Annotated in this window: 15 protein-coding genes and 1 tRNA gene; 11 read left to right on the forward strand and 5 right to left on the reverse strand. The window is 58.7% G+C overall.

What is annotated here, in order from left to right:
- The first annotated feature begins 147 nt into the window (after nucleotides 1–147).
- From yajC to ACP7BS_RS12220, 5 genes are all read left to right on the forward strand, one after another.
- Nucleotides 148–483, forward strand: coding sequence for a preprotein translocase subunit YajC (gene yajC / locus ACP7BS_RS12200; protein ID WP_113243607.1), 336 nt, complete (start codon nucleotides 148–150; stop codon nucleotides 481–483).
- A 59-nt stretch (nucleotides 484–542) separates the two neighbouring features.
- Nucleotides 543–3,101 (forward strand): protein translocase subunit SecDF, encoded by a 2,559-nt coding sequence (gene secDF / locus ACP7BS_RS12205; protein ID WP_426238318.1) that lies wholly within the window; start codon nucleotides 543–545, stop codon nucleotides 3,099–3,101.
- 1 nt (nucleotide 3,102) lies between these two features.
- The gene (locus ACP7BS_RS12210) at nucleotides 3,103–3,489 is read left to right on the forward strand and encodes an Mth938-like domain-containing protein (protein ID WP_426230234.1); all 387 of its coding nucleotides are present in this window, start codon (nucleotides 3,103–3,105) and stop codon (nucleotides 3,487–3,489) included.
- 9 nt (nucleotides 3,490–3,498) lie between these two features.
- The gene (locus ACP7BS_RS12215; protein WP_426238319.1) at nucleotides 3,499–4,368 is read left to right on the forward strand and encodes a phytoene/squalene synthase family protein; all 870 of its coding nucleotides are present in this window, start codon (nucleotides 3,499–3,501) and stop codon (nucleotides 4,366–4,368) included.
- Between the two features lie 128 nt (nucleotides 4,369–4,496).
- Complete coding sequence (locus ACP7BS_RS12220) at nucleotides 4,497–4,928, forward strand: hypothetical protein (protein ID WP_426238320.1); 432 nt, start codon at nucleotides 4,497–4,499, stop codon at nucleotides 4,926–4,928.
- Here the strand turns inward: ACP7BS_RS12220 and trmFO are convergent.
- Nucleotides 4,925–6,346, reverse strand: a complete 1,422-nt coding sequence (trmFO, locus tag ACP7BS_RS12225; protein WP_426238321.1) for a methylenetetrahydrofolate--tRNA-(uracil(54)-C(5))-methyltransferase (FADH(2)-oxidizing) TrmFO — start codon at nucleotides 6,344–6,346, stop codon at nucleotides 4,925–4,927. The two genes, ACP7BS_RS12220 and trmFO, sit on opposite strands and share 4 nt — an antisense overlap.
- 142 nt (nucleotides 6,347–6,488) lie before the next feature.
- Entirely contained in the window at nucleotides 6,489–6,632 is a 144-nt protein-coding gene (locus tag ACP7BS_RS12230; RefSeq protein WP_081927849.1) for a DUF1127 domain-containing protein, read from the reverse strand.
- Nucleotides 6,633–6,655: 23 nt separating this feature from the next.
- Here ACP7BS_RS12230 and ACP7BS_RS12235 point away from each other — a divergent pair, with 23 nt between their 5' ends.
- On the forward strand, nucleotides 6,656–6,814 hold the full coding sequence (locus ACP7BS_RS12235) for a hypothetical protein (RefSeq protein WP_426238322.1): 159 nt from the start codon (nucleotides 6,656–6,658) through the stop codon (nucleotides 6,812–6,814).
- A gap of 325 nt (nucleotides 6,815–7,139) precedes the next feature.
- Here ACP7BS_RS12235 and ACP7BS_RS12240 read toward each other — a convergent pair whose 3' ends face one another.
- Nucleotides 7,140–7,283, reverse strand: coding sequence for a DUF1127 domain-containing protein (locus ACP7BS_RS12240; protein WP_018325257.1), 144 nt, complete (start codon nucleotides 7,281–7,283; stop codon nucleotides 7,140–7,142).
- A gap of 1,086 nt (nucleotides 7,284–8,369) precedes the next feature.
- On the opposite strand from ACP7BS_RS12240, the gene ACP7BS_RS12245 reads away from it, so the two are divergent.
- From ACP7BS_RS12245 to tig, 4 genes are all read left to right on the forward strand, one after another.
- The gene (locus ACP7BS_RS12245) at nucleotides 8,370–9,482 is read left to right on the forward strand and encodes a DUF2157 domain-containing protein (protein WP_426238323.1); all 1,113 of its coding nucleotides are present in this window, start codon (nucleotides 8,370–8,372) and stop codon (nucleotides 9,480–9,482) included.
- Entirely contained in the window at nucleotides 9,479–10,060 is a 582-nt protein-coding gene (locus ACP7BS_RS12250; protein WP_426238324.1) for a GDYXXLXY domain-containing protein, read from the forward strand. Before ACP7BS_RS12245 ends, ACP7BS_RS12250 begins: the two co-directional genes overlap by 4 nt.
- A gap of 213 nt (nucleotides 10,061–10,273) precedes the next feature.
- Nucleotides 10,274–10,358: transfer RNA gene (locus ACP7BS_RS12255), tRNA-Leu, on the forward strand.
- A gap of 172 nt (nucleotides 10,359–10,530) precedes the next feature.
- Nucleotides 10,531–12,000 carry a trigger factor gene (tig, locus tag ACP7BS_RS12260; RefSeq protein ID WP_426238325.1) on the forward strand — a complete coding sequence of 490 codons (1,470 nt, stop codon included), beginning with the start codon at nucleotides 10,531–10,533 and terminating at the stop codon, nucleotides 11,998–12,000.
- Between the two features lie 354 nt (nucleotides 12,001–12,354).
- Here the strand turns inward: tig and sthA are convergent, their stop codons facing one another.
- Nucleotides 12,355–13,761: a Si-specific NAD(P)(+) transhydrogenase gene (gene sthA, locus ACP7BS_RS12265; RefSeq protein WP_426238326.1), complete on the reverse strand. Its 1,407-nt coding sequence runs from the start codon at nucleotides 13,759–13,761 to the stop codon at nucleotides 12,355–12,357.
- Nucleotides 13,762–14,050: 289 nt separating this feature from the next.
- Between sthA and ACP7BS_RS12270 the strand changes: the two genes are divergently transcribed.
- A complete protein-coding gene (locus ACP7BS_RS12270) occupies nucleotides 14,051–15,055 on the forward strand; it encodes a magnesium and cobalt transport protein CorA (RefSeq protein WP_426238396.1) in 1,005 nt (334 codons plus the stop codon).
- Nucleotides 15,056–15,170: 115 nt separating this feature from the next.
- On the opposite strand, the gene radC is transcribed toward ACP7BS_RS12270, so the two are convergent.
- A complete protein-coding gene (gene radC / locus ACP7BS_RS12275) occupies nucleotides 15,171–15,962 on the reverse strand; it encodes a RadC family protein (RefSeq protein ID WP_426238327.1) in 792 nt (263 codons plus the stop codon).
- Between the last annotated feature and the right edge of the window lie 8 nt (nucleotides 15,963–15,970).

The following is a 15,970-nucleotide window of genomic DNA, read 5'->3' on the forward strand; positions in this document are numbered from 1 at the left end:
AAAGAGCTTCTCCTCGGGCCGATTTCATGTATGAGGCTGAAGGCAGAAGCCGGTTGGTCTGTTGTTGCATTGAAATCAGCATTTCCTATATTCCGGCGATCCGAAACGCGGGCATCCGTCCGCCAAACTGCATTCAAGGAGTGATTGATGTTCATTACCGAGGCATTCGCCCAGACGGCACCCGGCGCAAGCGCCGGCGGCGCTGATATTCTCATGTCCATCCTGCCGTTCCTGCTGATCTTCGTCGTGATGTACTTCCTGATCATCCGTCCGCAGCGCGCCAACATGAAGCGCCGCGAGGAACTGCTGAAGAACATCCGTCGCGGCGATCAGGTCGTCACCGGTGGTGGAATTCTCGGCAAGGTGACGAAGGTCGTCGATGACAGTGAACTCGAAGTCGAAATAGCTGACGGCGTGAAGATTCGTGTGGTACGCAGTGGTGTATCCGAAGTCCGGGTGAAGGGCGAACCTGTCAAGGAATAAGCTTGCGGGGGAGGCCGGGCACACTGGTCACCTTGTAACGACATATCTTTGAGAGCTTCATGCCGTATTTTTCCCGCTGGAAAACCATCATCGTCTGGCTCGTCGTGCTGTTCAGCATTCTGGTCGCCCTGCCGAACGCAGTATCGACCGCCAAGCTGGATACGCTGCCGAACTGGCTTCCGAAGAAGCAGATGATGCTCGGCCTCGACCTTCAGGGCGGATCGCAGATCACGCTGAAGGTCGAACGGGAAGATGTCGTCAAGACCCGCCTTCAGGCTGTTATCAATGATGTCGGCACGCGCCTTCGCGCTGCCGGCATCGGCTATTCCGGACTGTCCGGCACCGGGCAGGGGATCCAGCTTCGCCTTCGCGACCCAGCACAGGCCGATACTGCGCGGGCGGCCTTGAAGCCTCTGAGCGATCCCGTCAAGGCCACCGGCCTGACGAAGACCGACTTCAGCGAGGTTACGGTCGGGAACTCCTCCGATGGCAGCTTGTCTATCGCCGTCACGGATGACGGCATCAACCACAGGATTTCTGCCACACTCGACAGCGCGATCACGGTTCTGCATCGCCGCCTGACGGAGCTCGGCTCCCTGCAGCCAAAGATCCGCAGGCAGGGTGGCGACCGGATCATTGTCCAGATCCCCGGGCGTTATGATCCCGAGCAGATCAAGTACATCCTCGGTCAGGCCGGAACATTGTCGTTTCGCAGCATCGATATGTCGATGCCGGTCCAGGATGCGGTCAACGGCCAGCCGCCGCTCAATTCCGAAATCCTCTATTCTGCCGACGACCCGCCGATCGGCTACCTGTTGCGCCGCCAGCCCATCATCGACAACGCCGACATCGTCGATGCCCAATCGGCGATCAACGCGCAATCCGGCAATCCCGTCGTCAACCTGCGGCTTGGAGCCGAAGGCACCGCGCGGTTTGCTCAGGCGACGACCGATAATTCCGGCACGACGCTCGCCATCGTTCTGGACGGAGCGGTGATTGCCACGCCCCTGGTGCGCAAGGCGATTACCGACGGAACCGTCCAGCTTGTCGCGGACATGAGCCCGGAAGGCGCAGACGATCTGGCGCTGCTGTTGCGCGCCGGAGCCTTGCCGGCGCAGCTGACCGTTGTTGAGGAACGGTCGATCGGAGCGGGGCGCGGCGCTGATTCCATTCATTCGATCGTGACGGCCGGCGCAATCGGCGCCGTGCTCGTCATCGCCTTTATGGTTGGTTTTTACGGGCTGTTCGGCGCAGTGGCGAGCCTTGCCGTTGCTCTCAACGCCGTTATGATCATCGCCGTTCTGACCGCCACCGGGCTCCCATTGACGCTGCCGGGCATTGCCGGGATCGTGCTGACCATCGGCATGGCGGTCGATTCGAACGTCTTGATCTACGAACGCATCCGTGAAGAGGTACGCCAGGGCCGTTCGGTGCGCGAAGCCTTGCAATATGGTTTCTCACGCGCCTTTGCTGCCATCGTCGATGCCAATATCACCACCCTGATTGCAGCGATCATCCTGCTGTTTCTCGGAACGGGTTCTGTCCGTGGCTTTGCCGTGACGCTTGCCATCGGTATCGTCACCACGCTTTTTACCGCCTTTACCCTGACCAGGGTCATGCTGGAAATCTGGGTCTCGCGCCGCCGGCCGACGGCTTTGCCGGACGGCATTCGCACCGGCATATTTGATGGTGCCGCACTTCGGTTCATGGCGATCCGCAACTATGTCTTCTCGCTGACCGCGCTTTTATCCGTCGTCAGCATGCTGTTGTTCGGCGCGCTCGGCATCAATCTCGGCATCGATTTTTCCGGCGGCTCGGTGATCGAGCTGAAAGCCCGCGAGGGCAATGCCGATATCGAGGATATTCGCGGCCGCCTCTACGAACTCAACATCGGTGACGTCACGGTAAAGCCGTTCGGTTCGCCGCAGGATGTGGTGGTCCGGGTGCATTCGCGTGATGGCGGCGAGAATGCCGAGCAGACATCGGTGATCATGATCCGGGGCGAGCTTGAGGATCAATACGAGTTCCGCCGGGTCGAAGTCGTCGGGCCGTCGGTTTCCGGCGACCTGACCACGGCGGCCACCATCGGCGTGCTGGCTTCGCTGCTGGCGATCCTGATCTACATCTGGGTCCGGTTCGAGTGGCAGTTTGCTGCAGGCGCCATCGTCGCAACGCTGCATGACGTGCTTTTGACCATCGGCCTGTTTGTCGTGACCGGGATGGAATTCAACCTCACGAGTATCGCAGCCCTTTTGACCATCGTCGGTTATTCGCTCAACGATACCGTTGTCGTCTATGACCGCGTTCGCGAAAATCTCAGGCGATATCCGCGCATGCCCTTGCCGATCCTGCTGGACACGTCGATCAACCAAACCTTGTCGCGCACCGTGCTCACCGGTGCCACGACGATGCTGGCGCTGGCAGCCTTGTGCCTGTTCGGCGGCGAAGCGATCCAGTCTTTTGCGTTCGTGATGCTGTTCGGTGTGGCTGTCGGCACGTTCTCGTCGATCTATGTTGCGGGTCCGGTTCTCATCCTGTTCAAGCTGCGGCACGGAACCCCCGGCGATGCTGAAAAAACCGGCGGCATTGCTGTGCAACCGGCCGGGGGAGCGCAATAACATGCGAAAACCCATCGAAATCCGGAAAGCTCATTTTCCGGGCCGGGCGCCGATCGACAGTTACGGCAATGGCGGCTTCCGCTTTGCCGAAATGTCCCATCGTGGCTCGCTGCTGATGCTGCCTTCGGGCATCTATGGCTGGGAGATGGTGGAAGGTGATCCGCTGACAGCCGACAATTTCCAGAGGGTTTTGGAAGAGGCGGCTGATATCGAGGTTCTTCTTGTGGGAACGGGCAAGGATATCAGGCCATTACCGGCCGCTTTGAAGGCGGTGTTCAAGGAACACGGGATTTCATCCGATCCGATGAGTACGGGTGCAGCCATTCGAACCTACAACATCATGCTTGCCGAAGAACGCGCCGTCGCCGCCGCCTTCATTGTCGTCTGACCGATAAATATGCCAGAAAATACTGCCATTCTTCAGCAGCCCGTCTACGACTTCAGCCTGGCTGCGTTGCGCGACAGCGACCGCGATCGTTATCTCGCCTGCCTCCTGTCGCCGCAGGACAGACGCGGTCCGCTCTCGGCACTCTATGCGTTCCATGCGGAGATTGCCCGTGTCCGCGATCTCGTGCGCGAGCCGCTGCCCGGTGAAATCCGGCTGCAATGGTGGCGCGATGTGCTCGATGACCCAACCGGTGCAAGCGGCGAGGGCAACCCGCTGGCCGAGGCGCTGCTTGCCTGCGTGAAAAGCCACGATCTGCCGGTTCCGGTGCTGCAGAACATGATCGATGCGCGTATCTTCGATCTTTATGACGATCCGATGGAAAGCCGGGCGTCGCTCGAAGGCTATGCCGGTGAAACCGCGTCGGCGCTCATTCAGCTGGCAAGCCTGATTCTCGATCCCGCAGAGGCGCAAAACTCGGCGTCGGCCGCCGGCCATGCCGGTGTTGCCCAGGCGATTGCCGGTCTTCTTCTGCTCCTGCCGCTGCATCGACGGCGCGGGCAGGTCTATTTTCCGGGCGAACTTCTGGCCGCGACCGGGCTTGACCGCGACAGTTTCCTGTCCGGCGAGAACGGGCAGTCCGTAACCCTGGCAATCCGTGCATTTGCCGGTCTTGGCCGCGAGCACCTTGCCAAGGCCCGGGCAGCGGCCGGTTCCATTTCGCCTGCGAATCGGTACGCATTCACCGCGCTGGCGCTGGCCGAACCGGTTTTCGATCGCGCCGAGCGTGCCGGGGCAAAACTCTTCGTGCATTCGATCGTACCGCCGCAATGGCGCCGGCAGTGGTGGATGTGGAAAGCCGCACGCAGCGGCAGATGGTGAAACGCAGGCGGCGTCTTTCATAGTCGTCAACGCTGTTGCGCGATGCCGCGGGCACATTGGCGCAAGCTTCGCCTTTTAGGGTCGCATCCGTGGTATCGTTTTGAACGGTGTGAAGAGGAACCGGCGCTATGGGTTGGCCGATCGTCATCATCTGCATTGTGCTCGCAGGTTTTTTCTACATGCGGATGAAGGCGCGTGCCGAAAGTGACCGGCGTGAACCTGATGCCGGTGTGGCGATCCTTGATTTTGGACGGGCCTTTCCTGACGAAGCGATCCGGGCCATTCACGCGACGGCCGATGAGAAAGCCTATTTCGTCCGCCTGCATGACGGCAAGGCTGGTTTCATGGCAGCACATGGCACGCATTTCGTCTGCCATCTGATCGAAGCCGGCAAGGTCAACGTCGGCAACGCCGACAGCGGACGCGGCCTGAAGGTGCACTTCACCGATTTTTCCTATCTCGACGGTGTCTATGAGTTTGCCAGCCCGGAAATAGCAGCCGAGGTTTCCCTCTGGCTGCTCGGCAGTTTCAGCCCGCAATCGGAACTTGCGGCTCTTTAGACGGATTGGATCGTCTTCAGCCAGGCTGCGCAATCGTCGAGCGCCCGCTGCGCCACCAGTTGCTTCTTCATCACCGTCTTGTCCTTGCCGCGAAAGCGCTTGACGCCTTCGGGCTTGACGATCGCCCCCGGCTCCAGCAGCGGGAACAGGCCGAAATTGATGTTCATCGGCTGGAACGAGCGTTTTCCCGGTTCGTCATCCGAAACGATATGGCCACCGGTAATGTGGTTGAGCAGCGAGCCGAAGGCGGTGGTCTCCGGAGGAAGCGGCAGGGATTGGCCCTTGCGCTCTGCAGCAGAAAAACGGCCGGCAAGCAGGCCGATGCTGGCGCTTTCGACATAGCCTTCGCAGCCGGTGATCTGGCCGGCGAATCGCAGTCCCGGCCGTGACTTCAGCGTCAGCGACCTGTCGAGCAGCACCGGTGAATTGATATAAGTGTTGCGGTGCAGGCCGCCGAGGCGGGCAAACTCGGCTTTTTCCAGCCCGGGAATCATCCGGATCACTTCCGCCTGGGCGCCATATTTCAGTTTTGTCTGGAAACCGACCATGTTGTAGAGCGTGCCAAGCGCATTGTCCTGGCGCAGTTGCACGACGGCATAGGCCTTGACGGTCGGGTTATGGGCGTTGGTGAGGCCCATCGGCTTCATCGGGCCATGCCGCAGGGTTTCGCGGCCGCGCTCTGCCATCACCTCGATCGGCAGGCAACCGTCGAAATAGGGTGTGCCTTCCCATTCCTTGAAGCCGGTCTTGTCGCCGGCAATCAGCGCATCGACGAAGGCATTGTACTGCGCCTCGTCCATCGGGCAGTTGATATAGTCCTTGCCCGTGCCGCCCGGCCCGACCTTGTCGTAACGGGACTGGAACCAGCAGATGTCCATATCGATGCTCTCGGTATGGATGATCGGCGCGATGGCATCGAAGAAGGCCAGCGCGTCGGCGCCGGTTTCAGCCTGGATGGCGCTGGCAAGCGAAGGCGCCGTCAACGGGCCGGTGGCGATGACAGCCAGATCCCATTCCTTCGGCGGCAGGCCACTGACTTCCTCGCGCATGACGGTGATTAGTGGGTGGGCGTCGATTGCCGCAGTCACCGCGTCCGAAAAGCCGTCGCGATCAACCGCAAGCGCTCCACCTGCCGGAACCTGGTTCTTGTCGGCGCAGGACATGATCAGCGAACCGGCAAGCCGCATCTCTGCGTGCAGGACGCCGACGGCATTGCTGGTGGCGTCATCGGAGCGGAAGGAGTTGGAACAGACCAGTTCGGCAAGGCCGTCGGTCTTGTGAGCATCCGTGCCACGGACGCCGCGCATCTCGTGGAGAATAACCGGAATGCCTGCCTCGGCGATCTGCCAGGCGGCTTCTGAGCCTGCGAGGCCACCGCCGATAACGTGGATGGGGGAGTGCGAAGATGTATCTGTCATGCGCCGTTTATTAGAGCAAGGCGGGCAGGAAGGAAACCGGTTCCGTGCTGTTGATTTTGCAAAGCCCGGAATCAAAAACGGCACTCCATGGTGCCGTTTTTAGTTCCTCGACATTCCCGGCCCGGTCAACGGACTGGTCCGATTAACGGAAGGAACGCGAAGCGATATTGCGGATGTCGAAGCGGGTGATACCGATGTCCGTCAGGGCGTGGTTGGACAGGTTGCCAAGTTCAGCAACGGTGCGGCGGTAGTTGATCCAGCTTTTTGCGATACGAATCGGGTTCATGATCTTTTCCTTGAGACATACAAATGAGCAGTGCAGTGATTGCCTGCTTCGTTGACATCCTTGTACGCCTTTCGCCGGAAAAGATGGAGTGCAAAGAAAATGCATCTGCTATGCGTTTGTGCAATGCGATGCTTTTTCTCTGGGCATTTTGGGAGGCTGATGAAAAAGAAGCCATAGGTTAACGGTGCGGCCAGCGAAACCTGAATCCATTTAACCATTTGTTTTTTAGGTGTGTTTTTTGTGGCGAAATTATGTGGCGATACGAGCTGCGAGCCAGATTGCACGGATAGGCGCGGTAAGCATGCCGCTGCAACGAAAATAGGCATTCGCTGATATGCTGCACTGCGTCGAAAGCTGTGGTTGATCTGTGATTGGGCGCTGCGATGGTCCGTCAGGCCGTTCAAACCCTGCAGGCGGAATCTGGACGAAAAAAAACGCCCGCCGGTTTGAGCCGGAGGGCGTTTGGTCGCTGCGCATTAGGCTGGAAGAACCGGCCGGTTGCGAGACTTACTTGACTGCCTGGCGGGCAACGTACTGGATGTCGCCACGGCCGATGCCGAGGTCGTTCAGTTCGCGGTCGGTCATGCGGCCGAGTTCGTTGCAGGTCTGACGATACTTGCGCCAATTGTTGAACGAGCGAGCGATGTTCATGATGCTGGTCCTTTCTAGGTTTGCCAGCACCGTGCTGGCCCTCATCTGATGGTTGGAATATAGGCCGTTCGGCGCTGAAATTACAGAGACAATGCTGCATCGCACCCATGCGCTTCTTGCACGCCTCAAGGTCACGATTGACATCACCTGACCAAATTCTGTGCGAAAGCGACAGAATTAGATAAGGGCGGCCTGATTTTCAAAAGAGAGTTTGAACAAAAAACAACGCCCGTCAGGGGAGGAGGTCCGACGGGCGTTGCTTGTTCTGATCGACAACTGGGAGGAGGAGTGTTGCCGATCCCATCAGGGCGCGCTGGGAGGAGGAGTGCGCTGCCCTGAAGCTGCATTCAAGATAATTGCTGCTAGTAAGAATGTGTAGCGACAATGCCGAATGGCACCCATGTGGAAGGTGCATAGCTGGCGACATTCCAATGCGCCGGCCTGATCAAATTTTCGACAAGTGCCAACCCGGCGCTCAACAAAGCCCAGAAAACATAGGTTTTTCTGAAGAGGCTGAAACGAATAACGCCCGCTGGGGGAGGAGATCCAGCGGGCGTCATTTAAGGGGATGAGCAACTGGGAGGAGGAGTGTTGCCCATCGGATCGGAATGGCGCTGGGAGGAGGAGTGCGCCAGTCCGAATTCTATGAAGCGAACCTTTCAGTCCGCTGGCCTTTTCCACTTCTGAGCGGAAGCGGCTGGCCTTGCCGCTGACGGCCCCGATCGCTTTCGCTGATCTCGTTCCGTCTTCTTGAGTTCAATATAGCTGCGGACCTGTCATTTGTGCAGTGCAATATTATCATGGATGATATGCAGATTATGCATGACGTTAACTGTTCGCCTTCGGTCTGTTGGATGAGGAATGATCGCATGCAAACCTTCATGCTTCGTTAACGATGATCACCCTTCAAAATTTCTCTTAAACGGTACTGGAAAGGATGCGGTGACCTGCGCAGCGGCGAGCGGAGCTTTTGATTCGAAAGGAATTTATCGGCCTACTGTTACCCCTGCACGAGCGCTGCTGCTCTAGGAATTGCCGATGCCTATGATATGTGTTGCGCAATAAGCGCATGCAAGGAGATCGGTCATGTACCGGGGGCGGATCGAAAAAGACTTCAACACATGGGTTTCAAAGGGGATGCTGGACCCCGCAGCCGCAAAGGCGATGCTCGGCGAATACGATGCCCGCGAAACCGTCTTCAGTGCTGGCAGGGTGCTTTTGGTTCTGGCTGCCATCCTGCTGTCGGCGGCTATCCTGCTGCTGGTTGCGGCCAATTGGGAAGCGATCCCACGCCTCCTGCGCGTCGCCGGTATCGTTGCCCTCATCTGGGTCTTTTATCTCACAGGTGCCGCCTGCCTTGGCCACGGGCTCAAGGCAATGGGTACCGCGCTGCTGGTGCTGGCGACTATGACGTTTGGCGGTGGGATCGCGCTGGTGGGGCAGATGTATCACCTGTCGGGCGATGCGACGGATGCGCTGCTCGTCTGGTTTGCCGCAGCCTGCGTCGCCGCGGCCGCCTTTCGCTCTGCCGCGCTTGCGGTGCTCTGCGGTTTTCTGGCCTGGGCTGTTTTCGGAGAACTGGTGATCGATAATGATACGTCTTTCGAGGGGAACGGCTATATCTACCTGGTGCCGATGCTGATCGTTATCGTTATCGGCTTGGTGCGTTACACCAATGCCGGCATTGCCCGGCATCTTGCATATCTTCTCGGCCTGGCCTGGCTCGGATGGTTTTACATCGAGCTAACGGAGGTTTGGGTCGCGGGTCTTCTGTTCGGGGCCGGCCTCGTGGCGTTCCTGGTAGCGAGCCTTCCCCTGTCGCCGCTCTATCGTTTTGCACGCGATGCGGGAGCCGCACCGGCGTTCTATAGCTTCGCGCCTGCCGTGATGGGGCTGGCCGCGTTGCATACGGAGGTCGATGGTCTTGGCCAGGAGATCGCGATCGGTGCAACGACGCTTGCGGTGGCATTGGGCGGCATTGCCATCGCCGGCCGGCTGAACGGCGCTGTCCGATTTCTCGGCTACGCGGTTTTTGCGGCAGAGACCCTATATCTGGCCTCCGAGACATTGGGCAGTATCCTCGGCACATCCGGCTTCTTCCTGATCGCCGGGGTCGTCATCGCCTTGATCGCCTGGCTGGTCATCCGGCTGGAAAAACGGCTTTCGTCCAAAACCACGGTGGAAGGGAGCGCGGCATGAGCAACAATCCGTTGATGAGGCCCTTGTTCGCGGCAATCCTGGTCGCTCTGCTGCAGACTGCCTTCCTCGGCTACATGATCGAAAGCCGGGCCTCGATCCTGCGCAACGGTGTCGATGTGGTGCTGAAGACAGTTCCCGTCGATCCGCGCGACTTGCTGCGCGGCGACTATGTCATTTTATCCTACGATATCTCGGCCATTCCGGCCGACAAGGTAACGGGCGGTTTTCCCACCGAGGCTACCGATGCACAGCTCTCCGTGCGTCTGGAAAAACAGCCGGACGGTTTTTGGGGTGTTGCGGAAGCGTCCTTCAGCACTCTTGCGCCAAGAGAGGGCAGTGTCATTGCCCGCAGTGCGCCGTTCTACTTCTATCCGGCGTCGGATAGCCAGCAGGCTTCGCTGAATGTCGATTACGGTATCGAGCGCTATTATGTGCCGGAAGGCGAGGGCAAGGTTCTGGAGGAGGCGCGCAATGCCAGCGCACTGTCGGTGACCGCACGGGTCGATGACGACGGACGAATGCAGATCCGTCTGATCGCCGTCGATGGCAAGCCGCTCTATGAGGAGCCGCTTTATTGACGGCGAGAAGCGGTTTCTTGGCCGGCAGGTGACAGGAACACGACAAAAACCGCATTTTTCCTTCGATCCCCATTTTTCCTTTGATCCCTTGGAAACGGGTGATATAGAGACGCCGCGCTCGGGAACGCCCTGAACCCGGTGCAGGTCTGTCACAGGCGTTGTCGCCGAAGACTTTTCTGCGCCGATGCGAGCAGGCGCTGCGGTTTTCTGAACGCGGGTATGGTGAAATTGGTAGACACGCCAGATTTAGGTTCTGGTGCCGCAAGGCGTGGGAGTTCAAGTCTCTCTACCCGCACCAGAATAAAGGGACGTCCAGGGCTTGCCTTGGCGTCGATCGAGAGGACGGCGCCATTTTGCTTGCAAAACGGTGACTGATTTGCGTAAAGCCACTCCCGGCAAATGGATCGGCTCAAGTGCTCGTGTACAAGAACACCGACAGAGCCCTGTCAACGTGAAATGAAGGTTTGAACATGCAGGTTATCGAAACGCTCGCTGAAGGGCTGAAGCGCGAACTCAAGGTCGTTATCCCGGCCAAGGACATGGAAGCTCGTATGAACGAGCGTCTCGCCGAAACCAAGGACAAGGTCCGTATCAACGGCTTCCGTCCGGGCAAGGTGCCTTTCGCACATCTGAAGAAGATGTACGGCAAGTCGATCATGGCTGAGCTCGTCAATGAGCTCGTTCGCGAAAAGCCGACCGAAATCCTGTCCGAGCGCGGCGAAAAGTCTGCGACGCAGCCGGAAATCGCGATGACCGAGGACGAAGCCGAAGCGGACAAGATCCTCAGCGCCGAAGCAGATTTCGAATTCACAGTCGCTTACGAAATTATCCCGGCGATCGAACTCAAGGACGTCAGCGGCATCAAGGTGACCCGCGAAGTCGTTGATATCGACGAAGCCGAAGTGACCGAGCAGATCCTCAAGATCGCTGAAAATGCCCGCACGTATGAAACCAAGAAGGGCAAGGCCGCCAACGGCGACCGCGTCACCATCGATTACCTCGGCAAGGTCGACGGCGAAGCGTTCGACGGCGGCAAGGACGAAGACGCTGAGCTGGTTCTCGGTTCCAACCGGTTTATCCCGGGCTTTGAAGAACAGCTCGTTGGCCTGAAGGCTGGCGACGAGAAGGTCATCAACGTGACGTTCCCGGCCGAATACCCGGCTGCAAACCTCGCTGGTAAGGACGCCACTTTCGACATCACCGTCAAGGACGTCGCTGCCGCTGCTGAAGTCGAAATCAACGACGACCTCGCCACCAAGCTCGGCCTTGAATCGGCTGACAAGCTGAAGGAAGTTGTTCGCGGCCAGATCGAAAGCCAGTACGGCTCGATGACCCGTCAGAAGGTCAAGCGTCAGATTCTCGACCAGCTGGACGAACTCTACCAGTTCGACACGCCGCAGCGCCTCGTCGATGCTGAGTTCGACAACATCTGGCGCCAGATCAACACCGACCTGGAACAGGCTGGCAAGACGTTCGCCGACGAAGACACGACGGAAGAAGAAGCCCGCGGTGAATACCGCAAGCTGGCTGAACGCCGCGTTCGTCTCGGCCTCGTTCTATCTGAAATCGGCGAAAAGGCCGGCGTCACGGTAACCGACGAAGAAATGCAGCGTTCGCTGTTCGAACAGCTTCGCCAGTTCCCGGGCCAGGAAAAGCAGATCATTGATTACTTCCAGAAGACCCCGGGTGCCGCCGCCTCGCTGCGCGCCCCGATCTTCGAAGAAAAGGTCGTCGATCACCTGCTCTCCGAAGTGAAGGTCACCGACAAGACCGTCAGCAAGGAAGAACTGATGGCCGACGACGAGGAAGGCGCTTCGGACACGAAGAAGGCCCCGAAGAAGAAGGCTGCCAAGGCCGACGCTGCGGAAGGCGAAGAAGCCGCTGCACCGAAGAAGAAGGCTCCGGCCAAGAAGAAGGCTGCCGACGACAGCGCCGAATAAGCTCGCGCATCGTTGCATGATTTGAAAAAGCCGTCCCGAGAGGGGCGGCTTTTTCCATTTGCGGGGCAGGGAGATTTGTTTTGGCTTAACCTAACCCATCCAGCCATTACCGGTGGGCGGGATCAGGACGCGTTGAAAAGTTCTGTAACAGCAGGTTTCAGTAATGAGTTTGCCGGAAACGTAACCCGGGACCGGGCACATCAGATTGTGACGAAGTGTCGATTGGGCGTGTTCAGCCGCTAAGGCGCCGGCAGCATGCTGGAGTTGGCCACGAGCCGCCATCTCCCTGTCTCATCGGTCTTGAAAGCCGTGTCGGCTGCAATATCCGCAACGCGGCAAGCGCCCTCACGCCGCCTATATTTTCGGGGCAACCTCGCCCATCCGGTTACCGGCATCAAGGCCGGCAATCTTGTAGGCTTCGGCCAGCGTCGGGTAGTTGAAGGTATTCTCGACGAAATATTCGACAGTGCCCTTCAGGTTGAGTACCGCCTGGCCGATATGGACGAGTTCGGTCGCACCTTCGCCAACGATGTGGACGCCGAGCAGGCGCCGGGTCTTCAGCGAGAAGATCAGCTTCAAGAGCCCTGAATCAAGTCCCATGATGTGGCCGCGCGATGTTTCGCGAAAACGGGCGATGCCGCATTCATAAGGAATGCCGCGCTCCTTGACCTCTTCCTCCGTCAGGCCGCAGGTCGAAATTTCCGGGACAGCATAGATGCCGTAGGGGAAGAATTTCGGCGGTTCCTTGGCGATCGCACCGACCGCAACGCGGGCTGCGATGCGGCCCTGTTCCATCGAGGTGGAGGCAAGGCTCGGGAAGCCGACGACGTCGCCGGCGGCATAGATGTTCGGAACCGATGTCTGGAACGTCTCCGGGTTGACGCTGAGGCGGCCACGATTGTCGGCCTGAAGACCAGCGGCCTCCAGATTGAGCGAATCGGTGGCGCCCATGCGGCCGGCGGCAAACAGCACCATTTCGCAGATGATGACGCGGCCGCTATCAAGCTTGATCGAGCATTTGCCGTCCGCCATCCGCTCCACCTTTTCGGCCTTCTGGCCGAGATGCAGCTTCATGTTGCGGTCGCGCAGCTGATAGGTGAAGTCCTCGACGATTTCCTTGTCGATGAAATCGAGCATGGTGGATTTCGGATCGATCAACGTGACCTGCGTATCCAGTGCGCTGAAAATCGTCGCATATTCGATGCCGATAACGCCGGCACCGATCACGGCCATGGAGCGGGGCAGGTCCTGGATTTCAAGCAGCTCGTCGCTATCGAGCACCGTCTTTCCGTCGAACGGTATGTAGTCCGGGCGAAAAGGCTTCGTGCCGACAGCAAGCAGGATGCTGGTGGCGGAAACCTGGATGATTTCGCCGTCTTCCTTGAGGATCTGCATTGTCTGCGGGTCGATGAAGCTGGCCTTGCCGCGGATATGCTGAACGCGGTTGCGGGCGAACTGGTGTTCCAGCACCTCGACCTCGTGATCGAGGGTGATCAACAGGCGGCGGCGAAGATCCTCGGCGCTGATTTCTTCCTTGACCCGGTAGGCCCGCCCGTAAAAGCCGCGCTCGCGCCAGCCGGTGAGATTGAGTGCGGTTTCGCGAAGGGTTTTGGAGGGGATGGTTCCGGTATGCACAGAGACGCCGCCGACACGCTTTCCCTGTTCGATGACAAGAACCTTCTTGCTCAGCTTGGCGGCCTGGATTGCGGCTCTGCGCCCTGCAGGTCCACTGCCGACAACCACGAGATCGTACTGGTTCATGACGCGTTTCCGATGATGGAGGAGAATCATTGTGCGTTGCGGCAAATGTCGCCCGCAAGCGTCTATAACGTCAATCTTACAGTTTAATAAAGCCTTGGGAACAAGCCCAGGCTTACCGGTGCTTATTTTATGAAAAGCGATTATATTGTATCGGGCAATCCGCTGTTTGCGGCGAGGAGCGCGCTTTCAGCGACAGGTGAGACTGACTGCGGTTTGGGGCGGAGGATTTGTCATGGCTTTGCAGGATGTAGAGGATCGGCAGGAAAGCGAGACCGATGCGTCGCCTGACATGGTCGAGGCGCCGCCTGCAAAACCACGCAGCCGTCCCGGTGTCGTTGCGGCTGCCGTTTATGAACATGGTCAGCGCATCCTCGATATCGAGATCAAGGACGCACACGAATGGAAAGGCCGCGACAAGGCGGTGGTCTGGATCGGCCTGCATGAGCCGGATGAGGCCCTGTTGCGTGAGGTCCAAGCCGAGTTCGGTCTGCATGAACTGGCCATAGAAGATGCCGGCCATGCCCATCAGCGCCCGAAACTGGAAATCTACGGCGATGCCATCTTCGTCGTCGCGCGCACCGCACACATGATGGGCGAGGAGATTGTCTTTGGTGAAACGCATCTGTTTGTCGGCCGCGGCTATGTCGTCTCAGTCCGCCACGGACCGTCAACATCCTACAACCTTGTCCGGCAACGCTGCGAAGCGTCGCCTGCCGCATTGGCGCATGGCGAGAACTACATCCTCTATTCCATTCTCGATTTCATCGTCGACAACTACATGCCCGTCGTTGAAGGAATCCATACGGAAGTGGAGGAACTGGAAGAACGGGTTCTGCGCGACCGGCTAAACAAGAAGGATATCGAACGCCTCTATTTCCTGCGTCGAAGCCTGCTGCGCCTGCGCAATGCCGTGGTGCCGCTTGTCGATGTCTGCCGGCGCCATGAGCATCTCGATCTGCCCGGCATGGACGCAACGTTGCACGCGCTGTTCCGTGATGTGACCGATCATGTCCGGCGGGTGCAGGAGGATATCGACACCTTGCGGGAGGTGCTGGCCTTTACCTTCGAAGCCAGCTTGATGATCGGTCAGTCGGAACAGACCGAAATTTCCCGAAAGCTGGCATCCTGGGCCGCGATCCTCGCTGTACCGACGGCGATTGCGGGTATCTACGGGATGAATTTCGACGACATGCCCGAACTGAAGTTCAAGTATGGATATTTTGTTGTTCTGGCGCTCATCGTCATCGTCTGCAGCATGCTCTACCGCATGTTCCGGCGGGCGAAGTGGCTCTAAGCCGGTACTGCATGATTCCTTAAATCGGAATCGATTTCAGGGAAAATTATGCAGAAAATTTAAAGTGCTACAGCGACCTTTGCGCGCCATAAATGACGCGCGGCGCTGTAGGCGATCAGATCAGGCGCAGCCCCTTGAGGCTGGCATGACCATCCTTGCCGATGATGATGTGATCGTGAACGGTGATCCCCAGCGGTTTTGCCGTATCGACGATCATCTTGGTCATTTCGATATCAGCCCGGGAAGGGGTCGGATCACCGGATGGATGGTTGTGCACGAGAATAAGGGCCGTCGCGGACAGTTCGAGCGCCCGCTTGACAACTTCACGCGGATAGACCGGCGTGTGATCGACTGTTCCGGTCTGCTGCACCTCGTCTGCGATCAACGCGTTGCGCTTGTCGAGGAAGAGAATGCGGAGCTGCTCGCGGGTCTCGTGCGCCATGGCTGCATGGCAATAGTCGATCACCGATGACCAGGAGGCCAGGACCTGCTTGCCCTTGAGCTCGCTCTTGAGTGTCCGATGGGCAACGGTCGAGATCAGCTTCAGATCAAAGGCCACGGCCTCGCCGATGCCCTTCACCTCCTGCAGCAAGGCAGGCGAGGCGCCGAACACACCGGCGAGCGTTCCGAAGCGTTCAAGCAACGCCTTGGCGATCGGTTTGGTATCGCGGCGCGGTATCAGCCGGAACAGCAGCAGTTCGAGGATTTCATAGTCGGCCAGCGCCGTGTCGCCATGGTCTTTGTAGCGCGTTCTCAACCGGTCGCGATGGCCATGATAGTGTGCATCGTCCTGTTGAACGGTGGGCATGCCAAGGCTGGAGCGTTTGGGTTGCTGTTCGGCGAAAAAGCCCCTTTCATCAGCCGGTTGCGAGTGATCGCCTTCGGAAGAAAAAGGGAGCTTTGTCATCGCAAACC

The sequence above is a fragment of the Pararhizobium sp. DWP1-1-3 genome (assembly GCF_049896125.1).
Classification (GTDB): Bacteria; Pseudomonadota; Alphaproteobacteria; order Rhizobiales; family Rhizobiaceae; genus Pararhizobium.